Source organism: Paenibacillus camelliae, assembly GCF_023715345.1.
GTDB classification, from domain to species: Bacteria; Bacillota; Bacilli; order Paenibacillales; family Paenibacillaceae; genus Pristimantibacillus; species Pristimantibacillus camelliae.
The window spans coordinates 88,588-101,682 of the sequence record NZ_JAMBNY010000001.1; the positions used below are offsets into that span (position 1 = coordinate 88,588).

Consider the following 13,095-nt stretch of genomic DNA (forward strand, 5'->3'; position numbering starts at 1 on the left):
AGCGTAAGCTACAAATAAGCCTATCTGCTATTAAAGATTCTATAGAGGAGTCTTGAATAGCCAGATAGGCTTTTCCTTATTTATATCACATTACACGTAACGTTTTAACGTAAAGCAAAAGGGAGAACATCAACGTATCGTCTTAAGCGCCTTACTCCAGCGAATAAGCTGATCAAGCATCTCATTTACATTATTGAGGTGTAGGTCTTGAGGTTTAAATTCAGAGCCATTTACAAAATCGGTGAATAGGGATAGAGCAGGGTGCACACGAACGTCAGCAACAAGCAGCTCACCTAATATACCACGTAAATGCTCGGCAGCACGTGCTCCACCTACCGAACCATAGCTGACGATGCCTGCCGCTTTGTTATTCCAAGCCTCACGGGCGTAATCAAGCGCATTCTTCAATGCTCCGGTTATACTGTGATTATACTCCTGAGTAACAAAGACAAAGCCATCTAGTGCTGCAATCGTGTTATTCCAGCGAGCCGCTTGCTCGGTAGCATCCGCTTCACCTAATAGCGGTAGATTGTAATCTTTAATGTCAACAATCTCATATTGTGCATCGCCACGTTTATCCGCAATAGATTTTACCCATTCCCCGACCTGAGGACTTACTCTTCCTTCGCGTGTACTACCTAATATGATCCCGATTTTTAGATCAGACATAATATCCTCCACTTCTCATATATAATTCATCTGTTTAATGAGCACTGCTCGTCGTTAGTATGCTGTGGTCAAGATGCTGTTATTCAAAGGGAGAAAACCTTAATTTAATGGTATCCATAAATCTGATCATCAATTTTTATTGCGGGTTATGAGGGTTACAATTAAGCTGAAAATAATATAAAATAATATGGTGAAATATAACAGTTTAACGGTTACATTGTCGTTTCATTAATTGAACAAGGGGAAGAAAAGGTGCAAGAGATAATTCCTAATTTATGCACGTGGCTTATTGGCATATGTTTTTTAGTTACGATTATTTATTGGATAACATCAAGTGCCGTTGAGTCATCAAAACTAGCTAGAGAAGTACGGGATCTAAAGCAAATGATGCAGCAAATTTTGAATGATCAGCAGAATCCAGTGAACAGTCCAGTGAATAGCCCATTGAACAATTCAGTGAACAAAGAATTTGTATATTGTACTAAATGCTCTACGAAATTATCCTCAAGTGAACATATATGCCCATCCTGTAAGCAGCAATAGTAAAATTAATAAATTTAATTAAAAGTGAGGCAATCGAATGAATACATCCATTATTCACTCTGTTATTTTTACACTTAAGCATGAGAAGGATTTAGCAGCAGCTCGCCAATTTCTAGCTGATGGACAAGCACTACTTAGCTCAATTCCGACAGTAGAGAACTTTCAAGTTTTTCATCAGGTAAGTTTGAAAAATAACTACCAATACGGATTCTCTATGGAATTTGAATCTCAAGCCGCTTATGATGCCTATAATGAGCATCCAGTTCATACTGCGTTTGTAAAGGATCGCTGGGAGAAGGAAGTAGTAGATTTTCTTGAAATTGACTATAAGCACTATCAGCAGTAATTTAGTAACAATAAGAAGAAAGCTTGCTAACATACTTTGGCTATATCCAACCTACAACTATGTAACATTCAAAAGGATCAAGTTTGGTGAATAATCATTTCTCCAATTCTTGTTCCTTTTTTTATGTGAGTACATATTATTTTGCAGAAATATAGTATCAAGTATTAGTATCTGGTACTAATCTATGGTATGATAAACTTGAACGTACAATTGGAGGTGTCATATGAATCAATCGAAAGCTAAAATTACAGCTATAGGCTCTTATGTACCAGAGAAAGTGATGACCAATGAAGATTTCTCTAAAATCGTAGAAACAAGCGATGAGTGGATTGTATCCAGAACAGGCATAAAGGAAAGAAGGATTGCTGCTGAGCATGAATATACGAGTGATTTAGGCTATAAAGCCGTGCTGAATCTCGTTGAGCGATACGGAAAATCGATTGATGACGTCGATATGCTGATCGTCTGTACGTTCACGCCGGATGTGGCAACACCAAGCTCGGCAGCAATTATTCAAGCAAAACTGGATATTCGTCATGCAGGCACATTAGATCTTAACGCTGCCTGTGCTGGATTCACCTATGGTATTCATATGGCAAACGCCTTAATTACCTCAGGCTTGCATAAAAAGATATTAGTTATTGGCTCAGAAACACTAAGCAAAATTACTGATTACGAGGATCGTACAACCTGTATTCTGTTTGGAGACGGTGCAGGTGCGGTGCTCGTTGAATATGACGAACATGAACCAAGCTTCATTACGCATTATATGGGCTCCGAAGGAGAAAAAAGCAAAAATCTATACTGCTCTGGCATTTCGAATCATCTGTTCGGTGAGGAGCTAGAGCATAAACAGAGAATTGTGCAAAATGGGCGAGAGGTGTATCGTTGGGCTGTTACGACTGTGCCTGAAGGGATTCGCACGATGCTTAATGGCATTAACTACCCTATCGAAAATGTCGATTGGTTTGTGCCACATAGTGCGAATTTGCGAATGATCGAATCGATCTGTGAGCGCACAGGAATTAGTCTTGATCGAACATTATATAGCCTAGAGGATTATGGGAATACCTCTTCAGCTACGATACCTTTAGCTCTAGATCTAGCCGTGAAGGCTGGACGTATTAAACAAGGGGAACACTTACTGCTATATGGTTTCGGTGGTGGCTTAACCCATTGCGGGCTACTCATAAAGTGGACATTGTAGCAGCTTGCTGGAGATAAATTACAGGATTGGGTTGTTTTTTTATAGCTGCTATGATATACTGCCAGTAATTTAAGGAATGGAGTTGAACGGTGTAATGGATTTTTCTTGCTAATTGTAAAACGATGAATATCGATTTTTTCTGTGATGAGAAGAAATACGCTATCCGTCTGTTTTAAATGATTGCAAGAAACGTTACATTCTTCGCTCTATATGTATATCCTTTTCATTGATGACTGTATATGCCGATATACTGTTGTTTTTGACTTGCTATATTTATTCGAGCTGCAGGAAGTAACTTTCTTGCAGCTCTTTTTATGTTTAATAGCAAGGGGGATAACATAATGTCTATTATTCAAGTTTCTCAGCTTACATTTGCCTATGATGGAAGCTATGACAATATATTCGAGGATGTAAGCTTTCAAATCGATACCGATTGGAAGCTTGGCTTTACGGGAAGAAATGGGCGAGGAAAGACAACCTTCCTGAAGCTGCTGCTTGGTCAATATGAATATAGCGGTACCATTAGTGCATCCGTTAGCTTCGATTATTTCCCGTTCGTAATCGAAGACGAACACCAGCTTACAGCCTACCTGGTGGAGGAGCTATGTCCCGATTATGAGCAGTGGCGCTTGCTCCGTGAGCTATCCTTACTTCAAGTAGACGAGGAAGTATTGTATCGCCCATTCTGTTCATTATCTAACGGTGAGCAGTGCAAGGTCATGCTTGCAGCACTGTTCATGAAGGAAAACAACTTTCTGTTAATTGATGAGCCGACTAACCACTTAGATGCAGAAGGAAGAAGGATCGTAAGTCAATATTTGAAAAGAAAGCGCGGCTTTATACTCGTCTCGCATGATCGCAGCTTTCTAGATGATTGTGTTGACCATATCCTATCAATCAACAAAACAAATATCGATATACAGAGAGGAAACTTTAGCAGCTGGTGGGAAAACAAGCAGCTTCAGGATCAATATGAGCAAGTAGAGAATGAAAAGCTTAAGCAAGATATTAAACGATTATCAGAGGCCGCAAAACGTACCAATCAGTGGTCACATGAGGTAGAAAAAACAAAAAATGGAACGTTGAATTCAGGCTTGAAGGTCGATAAAGGCTACATCGGCCATAAGGCAGCAAAAATGATGAAGCGTTCCAAAGTACTAGAGAAGCGCCAGCACGATGCCATTAATGAAAAATCGAAGCTCCTTAAAAACATTGAAAGCAACGAGCCTATGAAAATGACTCCGCTTCATTATTACAAGTCTAAGCTAGCTGAATTGCAGCGCATCTCGATCCAATACGGTGATAAGCCGGTATGTCGTGATGTCAGCTTCTCCATTAACCAGGGGGATCGGATTGCGATCACCGGAAAAAATGGATCTGGCAAGTCAAGCCTGCTGAAGCTAATTTGTGGAGATGAGCTCGATTATTCAGGTTCAATGCTAAGAGGTAGTCAGCTAATCATTTCCTATGTTTCTCAGGATACTGCGCATTTGAAGGGGAACTTAAAGGATTATACACGTACGCAGGGCATAGACGAGGCGCTATTTAAATCGCTGCTGCGCAAGCTGGATTTCTCACGAGATCAATTTGAGAAGGACATGGCACATTTTAGTGGAGGGCAGAAGAAGAAGGTGCTGCTTGCGAAAAGCATCTGTGAGCCTGCTCATCTGTACATTTGGGATGAACCGCTAAATTTTATCGATGTATTGTCACGCATACAGATTGAAGAGGTATTGCTACAATACGAACCAACCATACTCTTTGTTGAGCATGACCGTCTCTTTACTGAACGCATCGCAACCTCGACAATTGTGCTTCAATAGCGAGTAAATCCGACTAGGTTACCTCGCACATCATGAATATATAGAGCAAACACAAAAAGCACCTGGCTAATATTAATCTGTACCACTCGCTACATTGACTCTTTAAGCGAGGGCCGTACGAATTAATTAGTTAGCTAGGTGCTTTTTCATCTGTAGAGCAATATAATGTTCAAGCTAATCTTGAAAATAAGCCGGATATTTTTTCTGAAGCAGTGGAATGTCATCATCTAATTTATTCAGATGAGCCTCAAGCTGCTGCTTGGCTGCCAAAGCATCACCTGATATGAGTGCTCGAAGCAGCTCGGAATGCTCCTGTACCAGCTTTTTCGTTAATTGAAACTCCTTCATTGCTAAGTAGCGATAGCGATTAAGATGTCCTCGCATATGGTACACTACTTCCAGCAGTGTTTCATTACCTGCTAGCTTTAATATGAGCTGGTGGAATTGTTCATCGAGCTTAAGAAAGGCTAGCACGTCCTGACGCTCAGCAGCCTCCTGTTGCTGCTTCAATAACAGCTGCAATTGTTGCTCAGCTGCTGTATAACGAGGCTGATTAGCATCCCATTGCTCTGCAACGAGCTGGAAGGCACTACTTTCTAAGCTAAATCGAACGAAGCTGCTTTCTTTAACTTTTACATCAGAGATTAACGATATTTTCTTCGTTCGCTGCGGTAATACTTGCAGCAGCTGTTCATTGACAAGCATCTGAAAGGCCTCTCGAATCGGTGTTCTGCTTATGCCCAGCTGTTCAGCTAGCTCGACTTCCATAACCATCTGTCCTGGCTCGAGGTTTAATGTGATGATTGCATCACGAATTGTCTCGTACGCCTGATAGCCTAGGCTTTTATAGCTTGTTGCAGGCTGCAAAAAATACATGGATTATTCCACCTCAGTGTGCTATGATAATTTAGTTTTTAAGTATACATGTATACACGTATACAAGTCAATATACGTCCATTTCGTAAGAGTAGAAGGAGTAGAAACATCAATATGATTCGAAAATATGTTGTAGCATCGATTACATTGCTCGCAATTCTTGTAGCTGGATGTGCTTCGCAGGGGAACAATCATCTACAGGAAGGCAAGACAAGACCACAACCAGCTGAATTAGTGCTAGCCATTGGAGGTGAGCCGGCAGAGGGATTTGATCCCACTACCGGATGGGGACGTTACGGCTCACCGTTATTTCAAAGTACATTGTTTAAGCGTGATAGTCAGCTAAACATCATCGGTGATGCAGCTGTTAGCTATACGATCAGTGACGATGGGCTAAGCTGGCAGGTTGAGCTTCGCGAAGATATTGAATTCAGCGATGAGACGCCACTCACTGCTGAGGATGTCGTCTTTACCTTTGAAACAGCGCAGCGAAACGCATCAGTTGTTGATTTGACCAATGTACGAAGCATTACAGCTCTGAGCACCTATCAGGTTCAATTTGAACTAGAAAAAGCACAATCAAGCTTTATCGATTTGCTTACTACGATTGGGATTGTGCCTAAGCATGCTTATTCAGACCGTTATGCTCAGCAACCAATCGGATCGGGCCCGTATAAGCTAGTGCAGTGGGAAAAAGGGCAGCAGCTGATCGTTGAGCAGAATGAGCGCTATTACGGTCCGCAATCAAGCTTTAAGCGATTAGTATTTTTGTTTCTAGATGAGGACGCATCGCTTGCAGCCGCCAAGGCTGGCAAGGTGCATATCGTAGCAGTTCCATCTACCTTTAGTAAGCAGAACATAAATGGGATGAAGCTTAAAGCAGTTCAATCTGTCGACAATCGCGGCATTATGTTTCCATATCAGCCTGAGGGGAACAGTACGGCAGAGGGATACCCAATCGGCAATGCAGTAACGAGTGAGCTTGCCATTCGACAAGCCATGAATATTGCGATTGATCGTGAGCTGCTTGTAGAAGGGGTGCTTGAAGGGTATGGGACTCCAGCCTATTCCGTGAATGATCAGCTTCCGTGGTGGAATGAAGCTTCTGTCGTTCAGGATGCTGACCCAGATGCTGCTATGAAGCTGTTAGCAGATGGAGGCTGGTATGACAGTGATGGTGATGGAATACTAGAAAAAAATGGTGTGAAGGCGCAGTTCACCTTGCTGTATCCCGCTGGTGATAGCATCCGTCAGTCTTTGGCAATTGCGGTAGCCGATATGATTAAGCCGATCGGTATATCCATTCAAGCTGAAGGTAAAAGCTGGGATGAAATCGGTCGTCTCATGTACTCGCAGCCCGTTATGCTAGGCTGGGGAAGTCTCGATCCACTAGAGATGTATCATGTATACAGCAGCTCATATGCAGGGGTAGGCTACTTTAATCCCGGATATTACAGCAATGATACAGTTGATCAATATATGAAAGCTGCGTTAGAAGCAGTGGATATGGAGCAGGCACACGAGCTCTGGAAAAAGGCACAATGGGACGGTACAACAGGGCTCAGTACGAAAGGTGATGCCCCATGGGCTTGGCTCGTGAATATTGACCATCTATATTATACCTACGAACAGCTTGATATTGGGGAGCAGCCGATTCATCCGCATGGTCATGGCTGGCCAATAACAAGTAATATTGATCAGTGGAAATGGGTGGAGTAAGCGATGCGGATACCTACCTTATTGCTACGTCAGCTAATGAGACTCGTTTTGCTGCTTGCCTGTGTAAGCAGCTTGACGTTCGTACTGATGAGCAATTCTCCAATCGATCCAGTTCAAGCCTATATTGGTGCAGATATGCTGCGTGTAGGGGAGGAGCAGCGTGCAGCTATTGCGGAGCATTGGGGATTAAATGAGCCTCCAGTGCAAAGATTCTTTACTTGGCTTAGTGCAATAGTAAGAGGCGATTTTGGTACCTCAATCATATACCGCCAGCCAGTCGTTGAAGTGATCCAAGAGAAATTTATGAGTTCAATCTCACTATTAATGATAGCTTGGCTATTATCCGGCTTTATTGGATTTGCAGCTGGTGTTGCTGCAGCAATGAAGCGAGGTACTTGGCTCGATCGGATCATTCAATGGTATTGCTACGCCTTATCTTCTACGCCAACCTTCTGGGCTGGTGTGCTGCTGCTGCTGTTATTTACAGTGTGGCTGCCTATCTTTCCAGTTGGGTTAGGAACACCTATTGGTGTTCGTGCAGATGAAGTCAGTTGGCTGGATCGAGCCTACCATATGATCCTTCCCGCAATAACGTTAAGTCTTGTTGGTGTTTCTCATATCGCACTTCATACACGTGAGAAGCTAATTGAGGTGTTATCAAGCGAGTATATAACATTCGCAAGAGCAAAAGGGTTGAGTGGCCTCCAGTTAGTGTGGCGGCATGGCTTGCGCAATATCCTTTTGCCAGCGATAACATTGCAATTTGCATCGTTCAGTGAGCTGTTCGGAGGAGCGGTGCTCATCGAGCAGGTGTTCTCATACCCTGGCCTTGGACAAGCAACGGTTGAGGCAAGCACTAGAGGTGATGTCCCGCTTCTTATGGGTATCGTACTGTTCAGCACATGCTTTGTCTTTGTCGGCAATTCGATCGCTGAATGGACGTATCGCATCATTGATCCGCGCATTAAGGAGTGGTACAAGCATGAAGCGTAGCTATCTCCTTACCATCATTAGCGCAAGCGTACTTCTTGTTGTTCCTTTACTGCTTGCAGCGCTGCTTAGCAGCAAGGGCTTGCTGTCACAGCTTGATGCTAGAAACTTATCTCCTTCATGGAATCATCTGTTCGGAACAGATTGGCTAGGGCGAGATATGCTTACGCGTACGATGAAGGGCTTGGCGCTGAGCATTGGCGTCGGCACGGCAGCATCAATTTCAAGCGCGATTATTGCATGCATTCTAGGACTAATCGCCGCAACGCTTGGAAAAACAGCAGATCGTATCATTACATGGTTAATTGATTGCTTTTTAAGTGTACCTCATCTTGTGCTGCTCATCCTCATTGCGTTCGCTGCAGGCGGCGGGATGAAGGGGGTCATCCTTGCTCTGGCACTTACGCATTGGCCGAGTCTTGCGAGACTATTGCGTGCTGAAATCCTAGCGATGAAAGTCGCTCCTTATGTCATCATATCGAAGCAGCTAGGAAAATCATCATGGTGGATTGCAACAAGACATATGCTGCCACATCTACTTCCTCAATTTATTGTCGGTGCATTGTTAATGTTTCCACATGCGATTCTGCACGAGGCAGCACTTACGTTTTTAGGCATGGGATTATCACCGCATCAGCCGGCGATCGGCATCATATTATCCGAATCTATGAAGTATATCTCTGCGGGTATGTGGTGGCTAGCAGTGTTTCCGGGCTTATGCTTGTTTATCGTCGTGCGAGCCTTCGATATGCTGGCTCGCAGCTTATATTCAATCATCGACCCAAGCCGTGCACGGCAATAGAGAGGAGGAGCAACCATGCATCTGCTAGACATTCATCAGCTTTCAATAGCCTTTGAATCCTATGATTTTAGAATGCGTAAGCGTACAATGCCAGTTATTCGAGAGCTCTCTTTATCTGTACAAGCAGGCGAGATATTGGCAATCGTTGGTGCGAGCGGATCTGGAAAAAGCCTACTCGCTCATTCTATACTTGGACTTCTGCCAGAGCATGCCGCCATATCTGGCAAGCTAACGTTCGATGGTCAACCGTTAACAGATAGACGAATGCGGCAGCTGAGAGGAAATCAGATTGCATTAATCCCGCAATCCGTACAGTATTTGAACCCGCTCATGCGCGTTGGACAGCAAGTGGAAGAGGCTGTTCGTATAGGTAATCCTAAGCTGGAGCGGCAAAAGGTATTTGAGCGTTTTCGTCTGCCACAGGCTGCTGCTGCCATGTATCCTTATCAGCTGTCAGGTGGAATGGCTAGACGTGTACTCGTATGTATCGCTGCAGTAAGCGGTGCTAAGCTAATCATTGCCGATGAGCCTACGCCTGGCCTTGATGAACAGGTCGCTCAAGATACACTACTGGTCTTTCAGCAAATGGCTGACCAGGGAACAGCGATTCTGTTCATTACACATGACTTAACCGCAGCAGCGCAAATTGCGGACCGTGTTGCTGTACTGCATAGTGGTGAACTGATGGAAATTGCGCCCGCTTCAAGCTTTACTGGAGAGGGTACTGCGCTTGTACATCCCTATACACGGGCATTATGGCAGGCACTGCCACAGAATCAATTTATTCATGTGAAGGGGTGGCAGTCATGAAGCTGGAAGCAATAGGCATTGGTAAGCAGCTGCCTGATAAGAGCTGGCTGTTTCGCTCCATTGATTTATCAATTCGTCAAGGCGAGATTGTTGGCTTGCAAGGAGCCAGTGGAAGTGGAAAGTCATCGCTATGTCGCATCTTAGCTGGAATGGATTCACCCACAGAAGGTGAGGTACGGATTAACGGTCATCTCCTGCCCAAAAGAGGCTATCACCCAGTACAGCTTGTTTATCAGCATCCTGAGCATGCGGTTAACCCACGCTGGAAGGTGGGCGCTATATTGAATGAGGGCTGGCAGCCAGATGATGAGCTGCTGGATGCACTGCATATCGATCGAAGCTGGTTTAATCGCTGGCCCTCAGAGCTATCGGGTGGCCAGCTGCAACGTATATGTATTGCCCGTTCCTTGAGTCCACATACGAGTTATTTGCTTGCCGATGAGATGACAACCATGCTTGATGCCATTACGCAAGCACAAATCTGGAAAACCGCACTGCAAATTGCCGAGCGACGCAAGATGGGCATGTTAGTTGTCAGTCATGATCGAGCATTGTTACACAAGGTTTGTGATCGAGTCATTGATTTTCATGCATGGACAGTCTAGGCGACCTGTTCAAGTCATGCTGAGATATGAGCTTGATATACGTGAATTATATTAAAAGGCTGTATAGGCTTCTTCAAGCGAGCACAATCGCGCTGAAGGATGCATATACAGCCTTTTATATGAAAGGTATGTTGATCTGGGGCTGCGTTAGCTTCTTGGTGCCCATAGCATAACCGCTACTCCGAGCAAGCAGATCGCTGCACCTAGCCAATCATATAGATCGGGTGCTTTTTTATCAACGAGCCATCCCCAAAGCACCGCAATAACAATAAAAACACCACCATACGCCGCGTAAACCCGCCCGAAATTAGGAAAGCTTTGCAGCGTTGGCAATATGCCATAGATAACAAGTACAGCTGCACCTACTGCACCATACCATAGAGGCTTGGACTCTCTTAGCCAAAGCCATATCAAATATCCGCCACCGACTTCTGCAAGCCCTGCAAGTATAAAAATTAAGATTGATAAAAACATAATATCCTCCTGTTGTAGGCTCTGCACTAATACTAGCATGATTATATCTGACCATGCGACAGCTTGATTGAAAAAACTGTAATCTGCTTGACATTGATTTACACTATAGATATTATAGACACATAAAGTCTATAATTGGAGGACATCATGAAATATTCAAAAGCGACCAGCTATGCTCTTCATACGATGATGTATCTAATCGCTTATACCGAAGATAAGCCGATTGGTGTTCAGCTTCTAGCAGAGAAGCAAGGGGTTTCACCAACGTATTTATCTAAAATACTTACGAAACTGGTTAAGGCAGGACTAATCGAATCAGCAACTGGTGCTGGTGGCGGTTATCGCTTGAAAAGGCAAGCTGATGAGATTAGCTTTCTTGATGTAATTCACGCTATTGAAGGATTGACCTCGTTATTTGAATGTGTGGATCATGTCGATTCGCAATGTCAAATCCATCAAGTCATGCTTGCAGCTGAGAAGGACATGGAGCGATATTTGCAAAATAAAAAGCTTATAGAGCTTGCCTCCCATGTACGAGAAGCTTAGCCGTAGTAGAGCACTATCATTAAGCTTAACCATGATGAACTGATAGCAAGGAGCTATACCTATCTACATCGACTCATAACTATGAGCGGGTAGGGGGAGAGCTCCTCTATATATACTCACATTACAGACATAACATATCTATAATATCTATATTGGATGGAGGCGTTTTATGTTATACGATTGCGCAATTATAGGCGGAGGTCCCGCGGGATTGAATGCGGCACTTGTGCTTGGTAGAGCCAAAAGAAAGGTCATAGTGCTGGACAGCGGTAAGCCAAGGAATCGAGTCGCACATGAGTCACACGGCTATTTAACTCGTGATGGAATTAAGCCTGCAGAGTTTAGAAAAATCGCGAACGAGGAGATTCATCGTTATCCATCTGTAGAAACGATGCAAGCAGAAGTTGAATCGGTAAGCAGAACGAAGAACGGCTTTGAGCTGAGGCTTGTGTCAGGAGAAATCATTCCAGCACGTAAGCTGCTACTAGCTGCTGGCATAAAGGAAGTACTGCCGAACATTACCGGTATTCATGAATTTTACGGTAAAAGCTTGTTCAGTTGTCCTTTTTGTGATGGCTGGGAGCACCGCGATCAACCGCTAGTACTCGTGTCCGATACTCCTCATCTGTTCCATTCGATTAAGCTGCTATATAACTGGAGTAAGCAATTGACCGTGTGCACGAATGGGAAGCAAATTTTGGAGGAGGAACAGCTGAATCAGCTTAGAGAAAGAGGGATTCCTGTCATTGAACAATCCATTGCAGCATTTATCGGATCAGATGGTAAGCTTGAGAAGGTTCGGTTTACCGACGGCTCACAGATTGAATGTAGTGGCGGAATGGTTGCTACACAGTTGTCTGCCAATCTAAGCTTCCAGGAGGAGCTGGGCTATGAGTCAACAGAAATGGGTGGTATCGTGACGGATCCGATGGGGAAAACGACAGCAGAAGGCGTTTTTGCTGCAGGAGATGCTGCATATGTCATGCCTTCTCAGCTTATTATTGCCGCAGCTTCAGGTAGTAAAGCTGGTGCTGCAGTACTCGCTGATCTCATTGAAGAGGAATGGCAGAATGACTAGGTCAGACACTTCACTATCATTATCGAACTAAACATTATCGAACTAAACATTACCGAACGTACAGATCACAAATAATTTATAATTCTCGAAGGATAAAGCTCCTAAGAAAACTTGGTTTCCATTGCAACCACGTCTTTTTAGGAGCTCTATCCATTGCATCATTAAAGTATGTGAGTATTTAGCATTAAGCAACCGGCGTTCCATTCTTAACTGGTGCGTCAGGTCTTAATAATACAACATCGCCTTCCTCTGGAATCCCCCCGATAACTAGCACTTCAGATTCATAGCCAGCTATTCGTCTGATTGGAAAATTAACAACGGCAACCACTTGTTGACCAATAAGCTTATTCGGTTCATATCTCCTCGTTATTTGAGCAGACGAACGCTTAATGCCAATCTCGCCAAAATCTATCTCCAGCTTAATTGCAGGTTTCCGAGCTTCTGGAAAATGCTCTGCTTTTAGTACAGTACCAATACGGATATCTAATTTTAATAAATCATCGATCATTGCCATACGTTTATCTAACTCCTTTATACAGATAGCTACATAAGAGCACTTAAACTCGCGCCGTTATTACTTACGATATTATACATTATTTTACTAAGG

The 13,095-nt window shown here is 43.6% G+C and carries 14 protein-coding genes; 10 read left to right on the plus strand and 4 right to left on the minus strand.

The features are described from left to right. Positions 1-129: 129 nt before the first annotated feature. Positions 130-669 carry an NADPH-dependent FMN reductase gene (locus M3180_RS00425; protein ID WP_251665251.1) on the minus strand — a complete coding sequence of 180 codons (540 nt, stop codon included), beginning with the start codon at positions 667-669 and terminating at the stop codon, positions 130-132. A 580-nt stretch (positions 670-1,249) separates the two neighbouring features. On the opposite strand from M3180_RS00425, the gene M3180_RS00430 reads away from it, so the two are divergent. The 3 genes from M3180_RS00430 (at position 1,250) to M3180_RS00440 (ending at position 4,588) form a co-directional block, all read left to right on the plus strand. Further along, positions 1,250-1,558: a Dabb family protein gene (locus tag M3180_RS00430; RefSeq protein WP_251665252.1), complete on the plus strand. Its 309-nt coding sequence runs from the start codon at positions 1,250-1,252 to the stop codon at positions 1,556-1,558. A 223-nt stretch (positions 1,559-1,781) separates the two neighbouring features. Then, complete coding sequence (locus M3180_RS00435; RefSeq protein WP_251665253.1) at positions 1,782-2,765, plus strand: ketoacyl-ACP synthase III; 984 nt, start codon at positions 1,782-1,784, stop codon at positions 2,763-2,765. Positions 2,766-3,106: 341 nt separating this feature from the next. Beyond that, a complete protein-coding gene (locus M3180_RS00440) occupies positions 3,107-4,588 on the plus strand; it encodes an Lsa family ABC-F type ribosomal protection protein (RefSeq protein ID WP_251665254.1) in 1,482 nt (493 codons plus the stop codon). 174 nt (positions 4,589-4,762) lie between these two features. Here M3180_RS00440 and M3180_RS00445 read toward each other — a convergent pair whose 3' ends face one another. After that, on the minus strand, positions 4,763-5,464 hold the full coding sequence (locus M3180_RS00445; protein WP_251665255.1) for a GntR family transcriptional regulator: 702 nt from the start codon (positions 5,462-5,464) through the stop codon (positions 4,763-4,765). Between the two features lie 114 nt (positions 5,465-5,578). Here M3180_RS00445 and M3180_RS00450 point away from each other — a divergent pair, with 114 nt between their 5' ends. Genes M3180_RS00450 through M3180_RS00470 form a run of 5 tightly spaced genes read left to right on the plus strand, consistent with a single transcriptional unit; the run spans position 5,579 to position 10,390 of the window. Further along, positions 5,579-7,183, plus strand: a complete 1,605-nt coding sequence (locus M3180_RS00450) for an ABC transporter substrate-binding protein (protein WP_251665256.1) — start codon at positions 5,579-5,581, stop codon at positions 7,181-7,183. 3 nt (positions 7,184-7,186) lie between these two features. Next, complete coding sequence (locus tag M3180_RS00455; protein ID WP_251665257.1) at positions 7,187-8,176, plus strand: ABC transporter permease; 990 nt, start codon at positions 7,187-7,189, stop codon at positions 8,174-8,176. Beyond that, positions 8,166-8,975 carry an ABC transporter permease gene (locus tag M3180_RS00460; protein WP_251665258.1) on the plus strand — a complete coding sequence of 270 codons (810 nt, stop codon included), beginning with the start codon at positions 8,166-8,168 and terminating at the stop codon, positions 8,973-8,975. Before M3180_RS00455 ends, M3180_RS00460 begins: the two co-directional genes overlap by 11 nt. A 15-nt stretch (positions 8,976-8,990) precedes the next feature. Further along, a complete protein-coding gene (locus M3180_RS00465; protein ID WP_251665259.1) occupies positions 8,991-9,785 on the plus strand; it encodes an ATP-binding cassette domain-containing protein in 795 nt (264 codons plus the stop codon). After that, positions 9,782-10,390, plus strand: a complete 609-nt coding sequence (locus M3180_RS00470; RefSeq protein WP_251665260.1) for an ABC transporter ATP-binding protein — start codon at positions 9,782-9,784, stop codon at positions 10,388-10,390. Before M3180_RS00465 ends, M3180_RS00470 begins: the two co-directional genes overlap by 4 nt. Before the next feature lie 147 nt (positions 10,391-10,537). Here the strand turns inward: M3180_RS00470 and M3180_RS00475 are convergent, their stop codons facing one another. Beyond that, on the minus strand, positions 10,538-10,864 hold the full coding sequence (locus M3180_RS00475; RefSeq protein ID WP_251665261.1) for a YnfA family protein: 327 nt from the start codon (positions 10,862-10,864) through the stop codon (positions 10,538-10,540). 147 nt (positions 10,865-11,011) lie between these two features. Here M3180_RS00475 and M3180_RS00480 point away from each other — a divergent pair, with 147 nt between their 5' ends. Both M3180_RS00480 and M3180_RS00485 read left to right on the plus strand, forming a co-directional pair. After that, on the plus strand, positions 11,012-11,410 hold the full coding sequence (locus M3180_RS00480; RefSeq protein ID WP_251665262.1) for an RrF2 family transcriptional regulator: 399 nt from the start codon (positions 11,012-11,014) through the stop codon (positions 11,408-11,410). Between the two features lie 169 nt (positions 11,411-11,579). After that, positions 11,580-12,488: an NAD(P)/FAD-dependent oxidoreductase gene (locus tag M3180_RS00485; RefSeq protein WP_251665263.1), complete on the plus strand. Its 909-nt coding sequence runs from the start codon at positions 11,580-11,582 to the stop codon at positions 12,486-12,488. A gap of 184 nt (positions 12,489-12,672) precedes the next feature. Here M3180_RS00485 and csaA read toward each other — a convergent pair whose 3' ends face one another. Continuing rightward, a complete protein-coding gene (gene csaA / locus M3180_RS00490; protein ID WP_251665264.1) occupies positions 12,673-13,002 on the minus strand; it encodes a chaperone CsaA in 330 nt (109 codons plus the stop codon). Positions 13,003-13,095 lie beyond the last annotated feature (93 nt).